We start from the raw sequence: 16659 nt of genomic DNA on the forward strand, positions 1-16659 counted from the left end.
GTCAGATCTTTGCGAGATCGTATTCGCCGAGGTGGTCGATGAGGACCCGCAGCTGATCCGCCGTGGAACCCAGCGTCTGATCGATCGCGGTGAGCCGGGCCGTGTAATGGCCCACCGGGTACTCCGCGGTCATGCCGATGCCGCCGTGCAGTTGGATCGCCTCCTGGCCGATGTGCCGGCCCGAACGGCCGATCTGCAGCTTGGCGCGCGCGGCGATCACCGGGTCGTAGTTGCCGTCGGCGATCGACATGGCGGCGTACAGATTCATGCTGCGCGCCAGCTCCAGTGACACGTACATATCGGCAGCCCGCTGCGTCAGCGTCTGAAACTTGTTGAGGGTGACCCCGAACTGCTTGCGGGTCTTGAGGTAATCGGTGGTCAGCCGAAGCGCTTCCTCCATCGCGCCCATCGCCTCGGCGCACAGCGCCGACTGGATCCGGATGATGGCGTTGGCGATAGCTCGACCGGCGTCGGCGCCCTCACCCAGAGGTTCGGCGGCGGCCTCGTCCAGATCGATCTGAGCGCCGCGCTGGCCGTCGAAGGTGCGGAACGGCGAGCGGGTGACAGCGGTGTTGTCCTGCGAGGCGTCAACCAGGAACAACCCGGTGCCGCCGTCCGGCAGCGCCGCACTGACCACCAGCGTCTCGGCGCAGTCGCCGGCCAGTACCGGGTTCTTGCGTCCGCTGATCGTCCACGAATCCCCCTGCTGCACAGCGCGGGTGGCCGGTTGCCCCGACCCGCCGCGCTGACCCGGCTCCAGGTGGGCGAAGGCCAGCAGCCGCTGGCCCGCGGCGACCTCTTCGAGCAGTTCTTTCTGCGCGTCGTTGCCGAGTTCGGCAATCAGCGAGCCGGGCGCCAGCGCGGCGTGCACGATGGGTTCGGGCGCCAGCCGGCGTCCGACCTCGATGAGCACCGCCATGATCTCAAGCTGCCCGGCCTCGTCGGGCTCGAACCCGAGGCCCAGAATCCCGATCTCCGCGAGCTGGTTCCACACCTCGCGACTCCAGCCCAGCTCGGTGTCGATCGCCTTGTTGCGGCTCTCGGCGTCGTAGCTTCGCGACAGTAGTTCCCGGGTGGTGTCGCGCAGCAGTGCCTGCTCTTCGCTCAACTGAAAGTCCATGACAGCCTCACAATCCGAGAATGGTCGAGGAGATGATGTTGCGCTGCACCTCGTTGCTACCGCCGTAGATCGAGGTCTTGCGGTAGTTGAGGTAGGTCGGGGCGCTGGCCTGCGCCCACTCCGGGGAGGCGATGCCGTCCCCGCCCACCGGCAGCGCGTCGGGACCGGCGACCTCGACCATCAGCTCGGTGGCGATCTGCTGCAGTTGGCTGCCGCGCAGCTTCAGCACGGAGGAGGCGGGGTTGGGTTTGCCGCCCGCCGAACTCGACACCACCCGGGCCTGGGTGAGTTCCAGTGCGAGCACCTCGTTCTCCGCTTCGGCCAGTCGTGCGGCGAACAATGGGTCCTCGAGCAGGCCGTTCTCGGCGGCGTGCCGCTTCACCTCGGCCAGGCGCACTTTGGTGCGACCCACCTGAGCGATCCCGGTCCGCTCGTTGCCGAGCAGGAACTTCGCGTAGCTCCAGCCCTGATTCTCTTCTCCGACAAGCTGATTGGCCGGGACGCGGGCGTCGGAGAAGAACACCTCGTTGACCTCGACGCTGCCGTCGATCAACTTGATCGGCCGCAGCGTGATGCCGGGGGTGTCCATGGACATGAGTAGGAATGAGATGCCGGCCTGGCGTTTGGGCGCCTGAGGGTCGGTGCGTACCAGGCAGAAGATCCAGTCCGCGTACTGGCCGAGCGTCGTCCAGGTCTTCTGCCCGTTGACGACGTAGCTGTCGCCGTCGCGGACCGCGGTGGTGCGCAGCGAGGCGAGATCGGATCCGGCTTCGGGCTCGGAGAAGCCCTGACACCACCAAATATCCAGATTGGCCGTCGGCGGCAGGAACCGTTCCTTGACCTCCTGCGAGCCGAACTCGGCGATCACCGGGCCCACCATCTTGGTGTTGAAGTTCAACGGCTCCGGGACACTGGCCAACTGCATCTCGTCGGTCCAAATCTGAAACTGCGTGGGGGTCCAGTCTTTTCCGCCCCATTCGACGGGCCAGCTCGGCACCGCGATCCCGTGCTCGTGCAGTTGCTTGTGAGTGGCGACGATCTCGTCGCGCGTCAGATGCCCGCCGTCGCGGACCCGCTCCCGGATGTCGACCGGGATCTCGGTGGTGAAGAACGTCCGCAATTCGTCGCGGAACGCGGCTTCGTCGGGCGTGAGCGCCAGCTTCATCGGCAGCCTCCTGTGTGCGGGGTGGCCGCCGGCGCGGGGGTTACGGCGGTCCTGTACTGCACGTTAGGCGCTACGCGCCGGCATTCGCCAACCGGGTGGTCGGTTGGCGTTTCTAGCTGCGGACCGGTGTCGACATCACCCGGTTGGCCACGGCCTTGACCGAGTCGGGCAGCAATCTGTTGCCGATGCCCATGGCTTTGGTCAGCATGGACTCCGCGACGACCTTGCGGTCGCCGTCCATCAACGCGTCGAAACCCTCCCTGGCCACTTCGGCAGGGTCGTCCTTCCGGCTCATCCGACCCATCCGGGTGCCGGCCATGCCCGCGCGACGGAAGAAGTTGGTCTCGGTGGGGCCGGGCATCAAAGCCGTGACGGAGACGCCGGTGTCGCGCAGTTCGTCGTGCAGCGCCTGGGACAGTGACTGCACGAACGACTTGGACGCGTTGTACACCGCCTGGTACGAGCCGGGCATTGTCGAGGCGATGGACGACGTGAACAGCACCTTGCCGCTGTTGCGCCGCACCATGTCGGGCAGAACCAGTTTGGCCAGATGCACGGTGGACCGCACGTTCAGATCGACAAGGGACAACGCATCTTCGACGGTGCTGTCCAGGAATGCCCCGCCGAGGCCCACACCGGCGTTCAGCGCCGCCGCGTCCAGCGGTCGCCCCTCGGTGCTGACCTGCCGGTAGAGCTCTTCCACCTCCTTGCCGGTGCGCAGGTCCACCTGGATGGAACGGACGTTGACGCCCGAGCGCCCGAGAGTGTTTGCGGCATCGTGGATTCCGCCGTCGTCTGCTGCGACGATGAGGTCATAGCCGTGCTCGGCGAACCGCCTGGCCAACTCCAGGCCGATTCCGCTCGATGCGCCGGTGATCAGAGCTAAACCCATGGCGTCCGGGCTACCCGCCGAATGGTGCACCAAACATGCTTGGCGAGTGGCTTTTCCACAGCGGTGGATTGATCCACAGCCGGCCGCGCCGGCCGGCGGCGCGCGCCGCCTGCGACGGTCGCCGGACATACCGTCACGGCATGCGAACCGAACTACCCGCCCAGCGACTGCAGCGACGGCTGGCCGGCGACCTGGATCCGCAACCGGGAGACGCCGAATCGGAATCGGATGACGAGGATCCGAATTCGTTGCTGCCGCGGTGGCTTCCCGACGCTGCCGCGCCGCGGAACTGGATGGAGCGCATGCGCGCCGATCCCGGCCGTGCCGGTGCCATCGCGCTGGCGGTCATCGCCGCGCTCGCGGTGCTGATCACCGTCTTCACCGTGGCCCGCGACCGGCCTGCGCCGGTGACCTCAGCCAAACTTCCTCCGGTGGAACGAGTTTCGTCAAGCGGGCCGAAGGCCTCGGCCAACGCGGGGCCGGACCGGCCGGTGGTGGTCAGCGTCGTCGGCCTGGTGCGCAAACCGGGGCTGGTCACCCTGGCCCCGGGTGCGCGAATCGCCGATGCACTGCAGGCGGCCGGGGGAGCGGTCGACGGCGCCGACACCGTCGGCCTCAACATGGCCCGGCCGCTGGGCGACGGTGAACAGATCGTGGTCGGGCTGGCGCCGGCTCCGGGCAAGCCGCCGGTCCTGGGCAGCTCCGTCGGTGCCGGCGGACCAGCCACGCAGTCGCCTTCGGGCGCCCCGAGCCCGTCCGGGAAACCGAAGGCCGGCGCCAGGGAAGCGCTCGATCTGAACACCGCGACCGTCGAGCAACTGGACGGACTGCCCGGGGTGGGTCCCGTCACGGCCGCGGCGATCGTGGCGTACCGGCAGGCCCACGGGAGGTTCACCAGTGTCGATCAGCTGGCCGAGGTGGACGGCATCGGACAGGCGCGGTTGGACAAGCTGCGTTCGCTGGTCCGTGTCTGACTGCTGTGCCCCGGCAGCAGCCCGATCCGGTGGAGCGCCTGGATGTGCGACTGGTTCCGGCCGCTCTGACCGGATGGATCGTGACAGCGGCCGGCACGGTATGGCCGGCCGGCGCGGCGCCGGCCGGCTGCTGCGCGGTGGTAGCCGTCGCCGCGGCGGCGCTGTGGCGACGGGCGCGGTGCCGATCGGCGCCGGCCGCGGTCTGCGCCGGGCTGATGGCGGTCGCGGTGGTGGGCGCGGGATACGGGATGGCAATCGCGCTGCGCGCGGACGCGGTCGCTCACCACCCGATTGCCGCGGCGTTCGGCACGGTGGCGCCGGTGACCGTCGTCCCGAGCGAGACCCCGCGGCCGTTGCCGCGCGGCCGGTTGCTGTTCCGGGCCACCCTGCAACGGTTCCGCGACGACGAAAGTTCTGGATGCACAACAGTTTTCGCCGACGCTGCGGATTTCGGTGCGGCGGACGAGTTGACGGTGGGCCGGCCGGTGAGGTTCACCGCGCGCATCGCCCGGCCGAACCGTCGTGATCTGACGGTCGCGGTGCTGACCGCGACGGGCCGGCCCGAGTTCGGCCGCGCACCCGCGGTCTACCGGGCCGCGTCCACCGTCCGCGGCCGGTTCGCCGCCGCGGTGCGCCGGGTGTTGCCCGCCGACCAGGCCGCCATGTTGCCCGCGCTGGTGCTCGGCGACACCTCACGGGTGTCAACGGTCACCAGCGGAGAGTTCCGGGCGGCGGGCATGACCCATCTGACGGCCGTCTCGGGGGCCAACGTCACGATCGTGTGTGCCGCGGTGCTGTTGTCGGCGCGCCTGGTGGGGCCGCGGCCGGCTGTGCTGCTGGCCGGGCTGGCCCTGGTCGCCTTCGTGTTCATCGTGCAGCCGACGGCGAGCGTATTGCGGGCTGCCGTGATGGGCGCGATCGCGCTGGTGGCGATGCTGTCTTCACGTCGGCGCCAGGCTGTTCCGGCGCTGTCGGCGACCGTGCTGGTGTTGTTGGCGATAGCTCCGCAACTGGCCGTCGACCTGGGATTCGCGTTGTCGGTGGTCGCCACCGCAGCGCTGGTGGTGGTGGCCCCCGGCTGGTCGTGCCGGCTGGTCGGACGGGGCTGGCCGAAACCGCTGGCCGACGCGGTCGCGGTCGCTGGGGCAGCCCAGGTGGTGACCGCGCCACTGGTCGCCGCCATCTCCGGGCGGTTCAGCCTGGTGGCCGTCCTGGCCAACCTGGTGGTGGCGCCGGTGGTCGCCCCCATCACCGTGCTGGGTACCGCGGCGGCAGCACTGGCGGTGGGCTGGCCGGCCGGTGCCCAACTACTGATCCGCTTCACCGGCCCTGAGGTGTGGTGGGTGCTGCACGTCGCGCACTGGGCCTCCGGCGTCCCGGGGGCGAGCGTGCCGGTGCCCAACGGCGTCACGGGCCTGCTGGTGGTCGGCTGCGCGACCCTCCTGGTCGTCGTGCTGGCGCGCGGCCGTGGTGGTCGTGTCGTGCTGGCCTGGACAACCGTGGGGTGCGCGCTGGCCTGGTCGGTGTCGGAAGCCGTCGTACCCCCGTGACACCATCTTGGGGTGAGCGGGGATACGTCGTTGCACCTGGTTCTGGGGGAAGAGGAACTGCTGATCGAACGGGCCGTCGCGCAGATACTGCGGTCGGCCCGGAAGCGGGCCGGCGCGGGCGCGGAATCCGGGATCGCCGACGTCCCGGTCAACCGGATGCGGGCGGGCGATGTCAGCACCTATGAGCTGACCGAGCTGCTGAGTCCCTCGCTGTTCGCCGAGGAGCGGATCATCGTGCTGGAAGCCGCCGGGGAGGCGGGCAAGGATGCGGCCGCGCTGGTGGCGTCGGCCGCCGCGGACCTGCCTGCGGGGACGGTGCTGGTGGTGGTGCACTCCGGCGGCGGGCGGGCCAAGGCGCTGGCCGCGGACCTGCGGTCGTTAGGCGCCCTGGTGCATCAGTGCGCCCGAATCACCAAGGCCGGCGAGCGCAGCGACTTCGTCCGCGGCGAGTTCCGCGCGCTGAAGGTCAGGGTCGATGACGAGACCGTGACGGCGCTGCTGGATGCCGTGGGCTCCGATATCCGGGAGCTTGCCTCCGCCTGTTCGCAACTGGTCGCCGACACCGGCGGGATGGTCGATGCTGCCGCGGTCCGGCGCTACCACAGCGGCAAGGCCGAGGTGAAGGGCTTCGACATCGCGGACAAGGCGGTGGTCGGAGACGTCGCCGGCGCCGCCGAGGCGCTGCGGTGGGCGATGCTGCGCGGCGAGCCCCTGGTGGTCCTGGCTGACGCCCTGGCAGAAGCGATCCACACCATCGGGGTGGTGATGCCGCTGTCCGGCGACCCATACCGGATGGCCGGACAACTCAAAATGCCGCCGTGGCGGGTGCAGAAGGCACAGAAGCAGGCCCGGCGCTGGTCACGGGACCGGCTGGCGGTGGCCTCGCGGGTGGTCGCCACCCTGAATGCGAATGTGAAGGGTGCCGTCGTGGACGCCGACTACGCGCTGGAGTCCGCCGTGCGGCAAGTGGCGGAGCTGGCCTCGAATTGACCGCCCCGCACGGTTAGCGGGAGAAGGCTCAGCCGAGCTTGTTGAGCGAGCGCGCCAGCGCCGACTTCTTGTTGGCGGCCTGGTTCTTGTGGATTACGCCCTTGCTCGCGGCCTTGTCCAGCTTGCGGCTGGTCGCCTGCAGCAGTTCGGCCGCCTTTTCCTTCTCGCCTGCGTGAGTGGCCTCGCGGAACGCGCGGATGGCCGTGCGGAGCGAAGACTTCACCGACTTGTTGCGCAGCCGCGCGCGCTCGTTAGTGCGGTTGCGCTTCTGCTGCGACTTGATGTTGGCCACGCGTCAGTTCCCTATCCCGTTTCGTTTTGGCTTTGCTCGGGGTATCTGCAACCCGATAGCGACTGCTCAGGTTATCAGTCGGTTACGTTTTCGCCCAAAAGCGGAACTCTCGGTCTGCCGGGATGGGGGAATTGAGGCAGCATGACACAGGTGAGTTTTCCGAACCAGATCGAGGCAACCCAGCGGCGGTCGCGCGTCCGTTCCGAGCGCATCTTCGAGGGCTACAACACCTCCGACGCCTATTCGGCAGCCTTCGACGAGATGTTCGACGCCCACGGCAACGTCCGCGGCCCATATAAGGGCATCTACGCCGAGCTCGCGCCCACCGACGCCTCCGAACTCAAGGCCCGGGCCGACGCGCTGGGCCGGGCGTTCATCGATCAGGGCATCACGTTCTCCCTGTCCGGCCAGGAGCGGCCGTTTCCGCTGGACCTGGTGCCGCGGGTGATCTCGGCCGCCGAGTGGACCCGGCTCGAACGCGGCATCAAGCAGCGGGTCAAAGCCCTCGAGATGTACCTCGACGACATCTACGGCGACCAGGACATCCTGCGCGACGGGGTGATCCCGCGCCGGCTGATCACCTCGTGCGAGCACTTCCACCGCGAGGCGGTGGGAATCGTCCCGCCCAACGGTGTGCGGATCCACGTCGCCGGGATCGACCTGATCCGCGACGACAAGGGCGACTTCCGGGTCCTCGAGGACAACCTGCGTTCGCCGTCGGGTGTGTCGTATGTCATGGAAAACCGGCGCACGATGGCGCGTGTCTTCCCCAATCTGTTCGCCACCCACCGGGTGCGCACCGTCGACGACTACTCCGCGCACCTGCTGCGGGCGCTGCGCAACTCGGCGGCCACCAACGAGGCCGACCCCACGGTGGTGGTGCTGACCCCCGGCGTCTACAACTCGGCCTACTTCGAGCACTCGCTGCTGGCTCGCCAGATGGGCGTCGAACTGGTCGAGGGTCGCGACCTGTTCTGTCGCGACAACCAGGTCTACATGCGCACCACCGAGGGGGAGCGTCAAGTCGACGTCATCTACCGTCGCATCGACGACGCCTTCCTGGACCCGCTTCAGTTCCGGGCCGACTCGGTGCTCGGGGTGGCCGGGCTGGTCAACGCCGCTCGTGCCGGCAACGTCGTCGTCTCCAGCTCGATCGGGAACGGCGTCGGTGACGACAAGCTCGTCTACACCTACGTGCCCACCATCATCGAGTACTACCTTGGTGAGAAACCGCTGCTGGCCAACGTCGACACCTACCGCTGCTGGCTCGACGACGAACGCGAAGAAGTGCTGGACCGGGTGCGCGAGCTGGTGGTCAAGCCGGTGGAGGGGTCCGGCGGCTACGGCATCGTGTTCGGCCCGGAAGCCTCCGAGAAGGAACTCGCCGCGATCAGCAAGAAGATCCGCGACGATCCGCGGGCCTGGATCGCCCAGCCCATGATGGAACTCTCCACCGTGCCGACCCGGATCGAAGGCAGCCTGGCGCCGCGCTACGTCGACCTGCGGCCGTTCGCCGTCAACGACGGCAACGAGGTGTGGGTGCTCCCCGGCGGGCTGACCCGCACCGCGTTGGTCGAAGGTTCCCGGGTGGTGAACTCCAGTCAGGGCGGCGGTTCCAAGGACACCTGGGTGCTGGCGCCGCGCACGTCGGTGGCCGCCCGCGAACTGGGCCGCGCCCAGGTGGTGCGGTCGCTGCCCGGGCCGGTGCCCGAACAGCACCCCGACGGCAACCGGCCGGCGCAGACACAACCCCAGCAGCAGCCGCACCAGCCGCTGGAAGGTTCGCCGAAGAAGGAACAACAACAACAGCAGCAACAGCAGAAGGTGGTCGGCTGATGCTCGCCCGCAACGCCGAAGCGCTGTACTGGATCGGCCGCTACGTGGAACGGGCCGACGACACCGCCCGCATTCTGGATGTCGCCGTGCACCAGCTGCTCGAGGACTCCAGTGTCGACCCCGACCAGGCCTCCCGGCTGCTGCTGAAGGTGCTCGGGATCGAGCCGCCCGATCATCGGCTCGACGTCTGGTCGTTGACCGACCTGGTGGCGTTCAGCCCCAACACCGAAGGCGGCTGCTCGATCGTCGACGCGATCTCGGCGGCGCGGGAGAATGCGCGATCGGCCCGCGAGGTCACCTCCAGCGAGACGTGGGAGTGCATCAACACCACCTACCACGCGCTGCCGGAACGTGAGCGCGCCGCCAAACGTCTTGGGCCGCACGAGTTTCTGTCGTTCATCGAGGGCCGCGCGGCGATGTTCGCCGGACTCGCCGACTCCACTTTGTCCCGCGACGACGGTTACCGCTTCATGGTCCTCGGGCGCGCGATCGAGCGGGTCGACATGACGGTGCGGTTGTTGCTGTCCCGGGTGGGGGACAGCGCGTCGTCACCGGCCTGGGTGACACTGCTGCGCTCGGCCGGCGCGCACGACACTTATCTGCGGACCTACCGTGGCGCGCTGGATGCCGCCCGGGTGGTCGAGTTCATGTTGCTGGACCGGCTTTTTCCCCGTTCGGTGTTCTACTCGCTGAGGCTGGCCGAACACAATCTCGAAGAGCTGCTGCACAATCCGCAGAGTCGTATTGGCGCCACCACCGAAGCCCAGCGGCTGCTCGGTCAGGCGCGTAGCGAGCTGGAATTCGTCCAGCCCGGAGTGCTCCTCGAAACCCTGGAGAATCGTCTGGCGGGCCTGCAACGGACCTGCCGAGATGTCGGAGACGCGTTGGCGCTGCAGTACTTTCACGCCGCGCCGTGGGTGGCGTGGACGGATGCCCGGCAGCGTGACGAGTTGGCCGATGCGCTGGAAACTCAAGGAGAATCCTGATGTGGCGGATGCGGGTGGTGCACACCACCGGGTATGCGTACCGGTCGCCGGTGACGGCGTCCTACAACGAGGCTCGGCTCACGCCGCGCTCCAACACCAGGCAGAATGTGGTGCTCAACCGGGTGGAGACCATCCCGGCCACCCGGTCCTACCGCTACATCGACTACTGGGGGACCGCGGTCACCGCTTTCGACCTGCATGCGCCGCACACCGAGTTGACGGTGACGTCCTCCTCGGTGGTAGAGACCGAGCGGCCGGAACCGCCGGCGGAGAAGACGAGTTGGGAGGAGCTCCAGTCGGCGGCGGTGATCGACCGCTACGACGAGGTGCTGCGTCCCACCGACTACACCCCGAACAGCAAACGTGTTGCCGCCGTGGGCAAACGGATCACCAAGAACCATGACCCGGGTGAGGCCGTCGTCGCCGCGGCCCGCTGGGCGCGCAGCGAGCTGGACTACCTGCCCGGTACCACCGGTGTGCATTCGTCCGGCCTGGACGCGTTGGAAAAGGGCAAGGGCGTGTGCCAGGATTTCGCGCACCTGACACTGATCTTGTTGCGCAGCATGGGGATTCCCGGGCGCTATGTGTCCGGATATCTGCACCCCAAGCCTAACGCCGTGATCGGCAAGACAGTCGCGGGCCGCAGCCACGCCTGGATCCAGGCGTGGGTCGGTGGCTGGTTGAACTACGACCCCACCAACGACACCGAGATCTCCGAGCAGTACATCAGCGTTGGCGTCGGGCGCGACTACGCCGACGTGTCGCCGCTGAAAGGTATTTATTCCGGGCTGGGTGCGACCGACCTCGACGTGGAAGTCGAGATCACCCGGTTGGCCTAGTGCAGCGTCAGGCCGACGGGCCCAGCAGGTCGCGGACGCCCTGCAGCGACGAGGCCGCCGCGGCTTCGGCGTTGCTGTAGGCGGCGCCTCCGGCGGTCAGTGCCTGGACGAACTTCTCGTGAAACGCCGACATCTGGGCGCTGATGTCCTGGTAACCCTGGGCGTGCGCGTTCCAGAACGAGGCGACGGCCGCGGAAACGCCGTCGGCGGCGGACGCGGGTATCGCTGCCGTCTGCTGAGCCGTAGCCGTGTTGGATTCGCCGATGGTCGACCCGATACGGGCCAGGTCGCTGGCCGCAGCGGCTATCGCCTCCGGTCCTGCGACAAACCACGACATGCGGCAACCTCGAGTTCGGCAACGATGGGTGACGACGGAAGTCCGCCTTTTCGCCCCGCTAACTATTATTACGCGCTTTGAGCCGTTGCCGCTGCACGAATTTATATTCGCGTGTCTGATTAGCCGTGCAGTCCGGGGCTGCCGAAGGTACCAGGGGCACCACCCGCCCCACCTGCACCATTGGTGCCAGCGCCGAAGGCTACTCCGCCAGCGCCGCCGTTGCCGCCGTTGCCGATGAACCGGGCATCGCCACCGGCCCCGCCTGGGCCGCCGTCGATGCTGGTGGCGTTGCCCGCGCCGCCGGCGCCGCCCTGGCCACCGCTACCGATGATGAACGCGCCTTCCCCGCCCTGACCGCCGAAGCCGCCGCCGGATCCGCCGTTGCCGCCATTGCCGGCGAAGCCGAACAGTCCGGCCCCGGCGCCGGTGCCGCCGGTGCCCCCTCCGGTGACGCCTGCGCCGCCGTCGCCGCCGTCGCCGGCCGAGCCGAAGATCACCGCCGAGCGGCCGCCGTCGCCTCCGCTGCCGCCGAATGCCGTGGTGCCGTCACCACCGTGACCGCCCTGGCCACCGCCGCCGAACCCGTAGCCGGCCAAACCGCCCGCACCGCCATTGCCGCCGAAGTTACCGTTTCCGCCGCCTCCGCCGAGACCGCCATTGCCGAACAGCGCGCCGCCGCCGCCACCGTCGCCACCCTGACCGCCCTGAATGCTGCCGCCGGCGCCGCCGGCCCCGCCCCCTCCGCCGTTGCCGAACAGTTGAGCATCGCCCCCCAAGCCACCAACCCCGGCGGCGATAGCGGTATTGTCGCCGGTCGCGCCACCGGGCCCGCCCGCGCCACCGTTGCCGGCGAAGAGCCCACCCATACCACCGTTGCCGCCGTTGCCGGCCATGCCTTCGAAGGCCGAGACACCGCCGGATCCACCGGCGCCGCCGGCGCCCAGGAGCCATGCGTTGCCGCCTACTCCGCCGCGGGCGCCGATGCCGCCTGCCCCGCCCTGGCCGCCGTTACCGATCAGACCGGCCGCTCCGCCGTTGCCCCCGGCGAAGCCCAGCGCTGTGCTGTTGCCGCCGCGGCCGCCGTTGCCGTAGAGCAGTCCGCCGGCGCCGCCCGCCTGGCCGATCCCGCCGACGTTTGCGCCGTCCGCGCCGTCACCGATCAGCGGCCGCCCGAGTAGCTGCTGAGTCGGCGCGTTGATAACACCGAGCAGATCCTGCAGCGGCGACGCGGCCGCCGCCTCGGCGTTGGCGTAGGCCGCGCCACTACTGTTCAGCGCCTGGACGAACTGGTCGTGAAATGCCGACATCTGAGCGCCGATGTTCTGGTAGCCCTGCGCGTGCGATCCCCAGAACGCCGCTACCGCCGCCGAGACCTGATCGGCCGCGGCCGCCGGCACGCCAGCCGTTTGCAGAGCCGCGGCGACATTGGCCTCACCGATCGTGGAGCCGACGCCGGCCAGGCTGTCCGCGGCAGCCGCGACTGCCTCCGGCCCCACGGCGAACCACGACATGCGGCACCTTTCGACGAATCGGCAGGAGCGGATAGTACCTCGATGTCAGTGCGAGGACATCCATTTCCACCGGGGCGAAGCGTGGCCGTTACTGCCGCGCCGAGACGTCCACACGGTGCAGGTCGTCGCCCAACTCGACCCGTCCGCCGAATTCGGTGGCGGCCAACGCCCGCCACTGCTCCTCCTGGCCCGGCACGACGGCGGGCACATAGTGCGTCATGATCAGGGTGCCCACGCCCGCGCGGGCGGCGGTCGCGGCGGCCTCCTGCACCGACGAGTGGTAGTCGCAGACGTCCTTCACCCGCTGCTGCGGAACGTGGGTCAGGATGTCCTTGCGGATCACCGTGTGCACCAAAGCATCTGCGCCAGAGGCTAATTCGTCCAAAGTGGGGCACGGCACGGTGTCGCCCGCCAGCACCACCGACGCGCCGTCGAACTCGATGCGGAATCCGATGGTGGGCGCGACCGGACGGTGATCGGTCGGCGCCACCCGGATCGTCACGCCGTCGCGGTCCCACACCGGCCCGTCGGTGTGCTCGTGGACCTCGATCGGCGGCGGTGCGTTCAGGTCGGCGTGGTGGGCGATGCGGTAACCGATGTCGTGGCCGAACGCCTTGAGCGTCGCCTGTACCACCTCGGCGGTTCCCGGCGGGCCGATGATCTGCAGCGGCGGGGGATCGGGCGCGAAGTTGGTCACCCAGCTGGTGATGAGCACGTCCCCGAGCTCGGCGATGTGATCGCTGTGCAGATGGGTGAGCAGCAGCGCCGACAGCCCGGCGGCGCCGACGCCCACCGCAGCCGCACGCTGCAGGACCCCGCGGCCACAATCCACCAGGAACACCTGACCGCCCGCGCGCACCAGGGTGGCCGGTCCGGCGCGGTTGGGATCGGGGATGGGACTTCCGGTTCCGAGCAGGGTGACCTCGATCATGGCCCCATCCTTGCAAGCCGGTCCGGTGTGTTCACCGCAATCGACCGATTCGGGTGCCTGCGGGTCAGGATGTCTCCTTTCCCGTCGGCCGAGTTAGTCGTAGCCTGTGTGAATCAGATCACCACCGACGGGAGGCATTGATGCGGATCGCGGACGTCTTGCGGAACAAGGGTGCGGCGGTGACGACGATCAACCCAGACGCGACGGTCCGGGAACTGCTTGCCGGTCTGGCCGAACAGAACATCGGCGCCATGGTGGTGATGGGCGACGAGGGCGTGGTCGGCATCGTGTCGGAACGCGACGTGGTGCGCCAACTGCACGTGCACGGTGCCAGCGTGTTGTCGCGTCCCGTCTCCAAGATCATGACCAGTGCCGTCGCCACCTGTACGAAGTCCGACACGGTGGACAACATCAGCGTGTTGATGACCCAGAACCGGGTGCGGCACGTGCCGGTGCTCGACGGCCGCAAGCTGATCGGCATCGTCAGCATCGGTGACGTGGTCAAGACCCGCATGGGTGAGCTCGAGGCCGAGCAGCAGCAGCTGCAGTCCTACATCACCCAGGGCTGAGTCTCACCGCGAGTTCCAGGCGCGAGTTCCACCCGCGAGCAGACGCAAAATCGCACCGGAGCAAACGCTCCAATGCGATTTTGCGTCTGCTCACGCAACCTCAGCGCCAGGAGTACTCGGCACGCAACCGGGCGGCGACCACCTCGAAGGTTTCGCGTTCCAGAATCGCGCCCTCGCGGCGGATGCCTTCCTCGGGCACGTCGAGCACCCGGTCCAGCCGCACCCAGCTCGGCCTGCCCTCGTAATCCCAGTCACCCGAACCGATCGCGACCCAGTCCCGGTCGTCGGACTGGCGCTCCTGGCTGGAAAGCATCAGGCCCAACAGGACACTGCGGTCGCGACCCACGACAAGCACCGGCCGGTCTTTGCCGCGGGTCGGATCGTCCTCGTAGACCACCCAGGTCCACACGATCTCCCCGGGATCAGCCCGACCGTCGAGATCGGGTGCATACATCACTTTTCGGGCCCGTTGCGCAGTCGGGAAGCTCGTTTTGGTCACCGGCCGACCGGCGGTGACCTCCGTTGGCGGCGCCGGCAGACCCATCGCCATGATGTTCGCGGTGATCTTCACCGCCTGCTGGATGGTCTTCAGCGTCTCCTGCGTGTTCTGCAGCCGCTGGACCACCTTCGGAGCCTCGCTGACCAAGTTCTCCGCGAACCGCTGGAACGTCTTCCACTGTGACTTGCCGGACGACTTCTTACCCGGTGCCATGCTCGCAGCATAACCGCGTGATTGTGTCCCGGCTGCCGCGCACGGATACGCTGGGCATACTCGTTGACCGCTCGACCAGGAGATTTCCCATCGCCAGTTTCGCCGACAAGACCTTCACCCCGCCGGCGCAGATTCGGAACTTCTGCATCATCGCTCACATCGACCACGGCAAGTCGACGCTGGCCGACCGGATGCTGCAGCTGACCGGGGTGGTCGACGAGCGCTCGATGCGCGCCCAGTACCTGGACCGGATGGACATCGAGCGCGAGCGCGGCATCACCATCAAGGCGCAGAACGTGCGGCTGCCCTGGAAGGTGGACGACACCGAATACGTGTTGCACCTGATCGACACCCCGGGCCACGTCGACTTCACCTACGAGGTCTCCCGTGCCCTCGAAGCCTGCGAGGGAGCCGTGCTGCTGGTGGACGCTGCCCAGGGCATCGAGGCGCAGACCCTGGCCAACCTCTACCTGGCGCTGGACCGCGACCTGCACATCATCCCGGTGCTCAACAAGATCGACCTGCCGGCCGCCGATCCGGACCGGTACGCAGGCGAGATCGCGCACATCATCGGCTGCGAACCCGGCGACGTATTGCGGGTGTCCGGCAAGACCGGCGAGGGCGTCGCCGACCTGCTCGACCACGTGGTGCGCGAGGTGCCGCCGCCGCAGGGCGACGCCGACGGTCCCACCCGGGCAATGATCTTCGACTCTGTCTATGACATCTACCGCGGCGTGGTCACCTACGTCCGCGTGGTCGACGGCAAGATCGTCCCGCGCGAACGCATCGCGATGATGTCCACCGGCGCCACCCACGAACTGCTCGAGGTCGGCATCGTCTCGCCCGAACCCAAGGCCAGCGACGGCCTCGGGGTGGGTGAGGTGGGCTATCTGATCACCGGAGTGAAGGACGTCCGCCAGTCCAAGGTCGGGGACACCGTGACGACGGCGCGCAACGGCGCCAAGGAAGCGCTGACCGGCTACCGCGAACCCAAACCCATGGTCTATTCCGGGCTCTATCCCGTGGACGGCTCGGACTACCCGAACCTGCGCGACGCCCTGGACAAGCTGCAACTCAACGACGCGGCCCTGACGTACGAGCCGGAAACCTCAGTGGCGCTGGGCTTCGGGTTCCGTTGCGGATTTCTGGGCCTGCTGCACATGGAGATCACCCGCGAACGCCTCGAGCGCGAATTCGACCTCGACCTGATCTCGACCTCACCCAACGTCGTCTACCGCGTGGTGAAAGACGACAACACCGAGATCGTGGTGACCAACCCGTCGGACTGGCCGGAAGGCAAGGTCCGCACCGTCTACGAGCCCGTCGTGAAGACCACCATCATCGCGCCCAGCGAATTCATCGGCACCATCATGGAACTCTGCCAGTCGCGGCGCGGCGAGCTCGGCGGCATGGACTATCTGTCGCCGGAGCGGGTGGAACTTCGTTACACAATGCCGTTGGGAGAGATCATCTTTGACTTCTTCGACTCGTTGAAGTCACGCACCCGCGGTTACGCCAGCCTGGACTACGAGGAGGCCGGCGAGCAGGAGGCGCAACTGGTCAAAGTCGACATCCTGTTGCAGGGCGAAGCCGTCGACGCATTCAGTGCCATCGTCCACAAGGACGGTGCCTCGGCCTACGGCAACAAGATGACCACCAAGCTCAAGGAACTGATCCCGCGGCAACAGTTCGAAGTGCCGGTCCAGGCCGCGATCGGCTCGAAAATCATTGCGCGCGAGAATATTCGGGCCATCCGCAAGGACGTTTTGTCCAAGTGTTACGGCGGTGACATCACCCGCAAGCGCAAGCTGCTGGAAAAGCAGAAGGAAGGCAAGAAGCGGATGAAGACCATCGGACGGGTCGACGTGCCGCAGGAAGCGTTCGTGGCCGCCCTGTCCACCGAAGCCGCGGGGGATAAGGGCAAGAAATAGGGGCCGATCGCGCTCGCTGCGAAT

The 16659-nt window shown here is 68.1% G+C and carries 16 protein-coding genes; 8 read left to right on the plus strand and 8 right to left on the minus strand.

Annotated elements, in window-relative coordinates; all coding sequences use genetic code 11:
- Position 1: 1 nt before the first annotated feature.
- From ACNQS7_RS29905 to ACNQS7_RS29915, 3 genes are all read right to left on the minus strand, one after another.
- Positions 2-1120: an acyl-CoA dehydrogenase family protein gene (locus ACNQS7_RS29905; protein ID WP_418015389.1), complete on the minus strand. Its 1119-nt coding sequence runs from the start codon at positions 1118-1120 to the stop codon at positions 2-4.
- A 7-nt stretch (positions 1121-1127) separates the two neighbouring features.
- Positions 1128-2285: an acyl-CoA dehydrogenase family protein gene (locus tag ACNQS7_RS29910; RefSeq protein WP_418015391.1), complete on the minus strand. Its 1158-nt coding sequence runs from the start codon at positions 2283-2285 to the stop codon at positions 1128-1130.
- A gap of 112 nt (positions 2286-2397) precedes the next feature.
- On the minus strand, positions 2398-3177 hold the full coding sequence (locus ACNQS7_RS29915) for an SDR family NAD(P)-dependent oxidoreductase (protein WP_418015392.1): 780 nt from the start codon (positions 3175-3177) through the stop codon (positions 2398-2400).
- A gap of 140 nt (positions 3178-3317) precedes the next feature.
- Here ACNQS7_RS29915 and ACNQS7_RS29920 point away from each other — a divergent pair, with 140 nt between their 5' ends.
- Genes ACNQS7_RS29920 through holA form a run of 3 tightly spaced genes read left to right on the plus strand, consistent with a single transcriptional unit; the run spans position 3318 to position 6691 of the window.
- Positions 3318-4151 (plus strand): ComEA family DNA-binding protein, encoded by an 834-nt coding sequence (locus ACNQS7_RS29920; RefSeq protein ID WP_418015393.1) that lies wholly within the window; start codon positions 3318-3320, stop codon positions 4149-4151.
- A gap of 44 nt (positions 4152-4195) precedes the next feature.
- On the plus strand, positions 4196-5701 hold the full coding sequence (locus tag ACNQS7_RS29925) for a ComEC/Rec2 family competence protein (RefSeq protein WP_418016204.1): 1506 nt from the start codon (positions 4196-4198) through the stop codon (positions 5699-5701).
- Between the two features lie 30 nt (positions 5702-5731).
- Positions 5732-6691, plus strand: coding sequence for a DNA polymerase III subunit delta (gene holA / locus ACNQS7_RS29930; RefSeq protein ID WP_418016205.1), 960 nt, complete (start codon positions 5732-5734; stop codon positions 6689-6691).
- A 28-nt stretch (positions 6692-6719) separates the two neighbouring features.
- On the opposite strand, the gene rpsT is transcribed toward holA, so the two are convergent.
- On the minus strand, positions 6720-6983 hold the full coding sequence (gene rpsT, locus ACNQS7_RS29935) for a 30S ribosomal protein S20 (protein ID WP_055580355.1): 264 nt from the start codon (positions 6981-6983) through the stop codon (positions 6720-6722).
- Between the two features lie 141 nt (positions 6984-7124).
- Here rpsT and ACNQS7_RS29940 point away from each other — a divergent pair, with 141 nt between their 5' ends.
- From ACNQS7_RS29940 to ACNQS7_RS29950, 3 genes are read left to right on the plus strand one after another with little or no spacing between them, the layout of a single operon-like run.
- A complete protein-coding gene (locus ACNQS7_RS29940) occupies positions 7125-8819 on the plus strand; it encodes a circularly permuted type 2 ATP-grasp protein (protein ID WP_418015394.1) in 1695 nt (564 codons plus the stop codon).
- Positions 8819-9805 carry an alpha-E domain-containing protein gene (locus tag ACNQS7_RS29945; RefSeq protein WP_055580357.1) on the plus strand — a complete coding sequence of 329 codons (987 nt, stop codon included), beginning with the start codon at positions 8819-8821 and terminating at the stop codon, positions 9803-9805. Before ACNQS7_RS29940 ends, ACNQS7_RS29945 begins: the two co-directional genes overlap by 1 nt.
- Positions 9805-10644 carry a transglutaminase family protein gene (locus tag ACNQS7_RS29950; protein WP_418015395.1) on the plus strand — a complete coding sequence of 280 codons (840 nt, stop codon included), beginning with the start codon at positions 9805-9807 and terminating at the stop codon, positions 10642-10644. Before ACNQS7_RS29945 ends, ACNQS7_RS29950 begins: the two co-directional genes overlap by 1 nt.
- 7 nt (positions 10645-10651) lie before the next feature.
- Here ACNQS7_RS29950 and ACNQS7_RS29955 read toward each other — a convergent pair whose 3' ends face one another.
- The 3 genes from ACNQS7_RS29955 to ACNQS7_RS29965 all read right to left on the minus strand — a co-directional run bounded on the left by ACNQS7_RS29955 (position 10652) and on the right by ACNQS7_RS29965 (position 13423).
- Positions 10652-10981, minus strand: a complete 330-nt coding sequence (locus ACNQS7_RS29955; RefSeq protein ID WP_418015397.1) for a PE family protein — start codon at positions 10979-10981, stop codon at positions 10652-10654.
- A gap of 119 nt (positions 10982-11100) precedes the next feature.
- The gene (locus ACNQS7_RS29960) at positions 11101-12492 is read right to left on the minus strand and encodes a PE family protein (RefSeq protein WP_418015398.1); all 1392 of its coding nucleotides are present in this window, start codon (positions 12490-12492) and stop codon (positions 11101-11103) included.
- Positions 12493-12580: 88 nt separating this feature from the next.
- Positions 12581-13423 (minus strand): ribonuclease Z, encoded by an 843-nt coding sequence (locus ACNQS7_RS29965; RefSeq protein WP_418015399.1) that lies wholly within the window; start codon positions 13421-13423, stop codon positions 12581-12583.
- A gap of 140 nt (positions 13424-13563) precedes the next feature.
- Here ACNQS7_RS29965 and ACNQS7_RS29970 point away from each other — a divergent pair, with 140 nt between their 5' ends.
- The gene (locus ACNQS7_RS29970; RefSeq protein ID WP_055581829.1) at positions 13564-13992 is read left to right on the plus strand and encodes a CBS domain-containing protein; all 429 of its coding nucleotides are present in this window, start codon (positions 13564-13566) and stop codon (positions 13990-13992) included.
- 100 nt (positions 13993-14092) lie between these two features.
- Here the strand turns inward: ACNQS7_RS29970 and ACNQS7_RS29975 are convergent, their stop codons facing one another.
- Positions 14093-14704: a type II toxin-antitoxin system PemK/MazF family toxin gene (locus ACNQS7_RS29975; RefSeq protein WP_418015400.1), complete on the minus strand. Its 612-nt coding sequence runs from the start codon at positions 14702-14704 to the stop codon at positions 14093-14095.
- Between ACNQS7_RS29975 and lepA the strand changes: the two genes are divergently transcribed.
- Positions 14698-16635 (plus strand): translation elongation factor 4, encoded by a 1938-nt coding sequence (gene lepA, locus ACNQS7_RS29980; RefSeq protein ID WP_156452922.1) that lies wholly within the window; start codon positions 14698-14700, stop codon positions 16633-16635. The genes ACNQS7_RS29975 and lepA overlap by 7 nt on opposite strands.
- Positions 16636-16659 lie beyond the last annotated feature (24 nt).

Origin of the sequence: Mycobacterium sp. 23 (assembly GCF_048287075.1) — a bacterium.
Taxonomy (GTDB): Bacteria; Actinomycetota; Actinomycetes; order Mycobacteriales; family Mycobacteriaceae; genus Mycobacterium; species Mycobacterium gordonae_B.

Coding starts and splice junctions, on each gene's coding strand:
- ACNQS7_RS29920 (WP_418015393.1), top strand. CDS start 3,318: ATGCGAACCGAACTACCCGCCCAGCGACTGCAGCGACGGCTGGCCGGC.
- ACNQS7_RS29910 (WP_418015391.1), bottom strand. CDS start 2,285: ATGAAGCTGGCGCTCACGCCCGACGAAGCCGCGTTCCGCGACGAATTG.
- ACNQS7_RS29945 (WP_055580357.1), top strand. CDS start 8,819: ATGCTCGCCCGCAACGCCGAAGCGCTGTACTGGATCGGCCGCTACGTG.
- ACNQS7_RS29960 (WP_418015398.1), bottom strand. CDS start 12,492: ATGTCGTGGTTCGCCGTGGGGCCGGAGGCAGTCGCGGCTGCCGCGGAC.
- ACNQS7_RS29905 (WP_418015389.1), bottom strand. CDS start 1,120: ATGGACTTTCAGTTGAGCGAAGAGCAGGCACTGCTGCGCGACACCACC.
- ACNQS7_RS29915 (WP_418015392.1), bottom strand. CDS start 3,177: ATGGGTTTAGCTCTGATCACCGGCGCATCGAGCGGAATCGGCCTGGAG.
- ACNQS7_RS29975 (WP_418015400.1), bottom strand. CDS start 14,704: ATGGCACCGGGTAAGAAGTCGTCCGGCAAGTCACAGTGGAAGACGTTC.
- ACNQS7_RS29950 (WP_418015395.1), top strand. CDS start 9,805: ATGTGGCGGATGCGGGTGGTGCACACCACCGGGTATGCGTACCGGTCG.
- ACNQS7_RS29955 (WP_418015397.1), bottom strand. CDS start 10,981: ATGTCGTGGTTTGTCGCAGGACCGGAGGCGATAGCCGCTGCGGCCAGC.
- ACNQS7_RS29965 (WP_418015399.1), bottom strand. CDS start 13,423: ATGATCGAGGTCACCCTGCTCGGAACCGGAAGTCCCATCCCCGATCCC.
- ACNQS7_RS29970 (WP_055581829.1), top strand. CDS start 13,564: ATGCGGATCGCGGACGTCTTGCGGAACAAGGGTGCGGCGGTGACGACG.
- ACNQS7_RS29940 (WP_418015394.1), top strand. CDS start 7,125: ATGACACAGGTGAGTTTTCCGAACCAGATCGAGGCAACCCAGCGGCGG.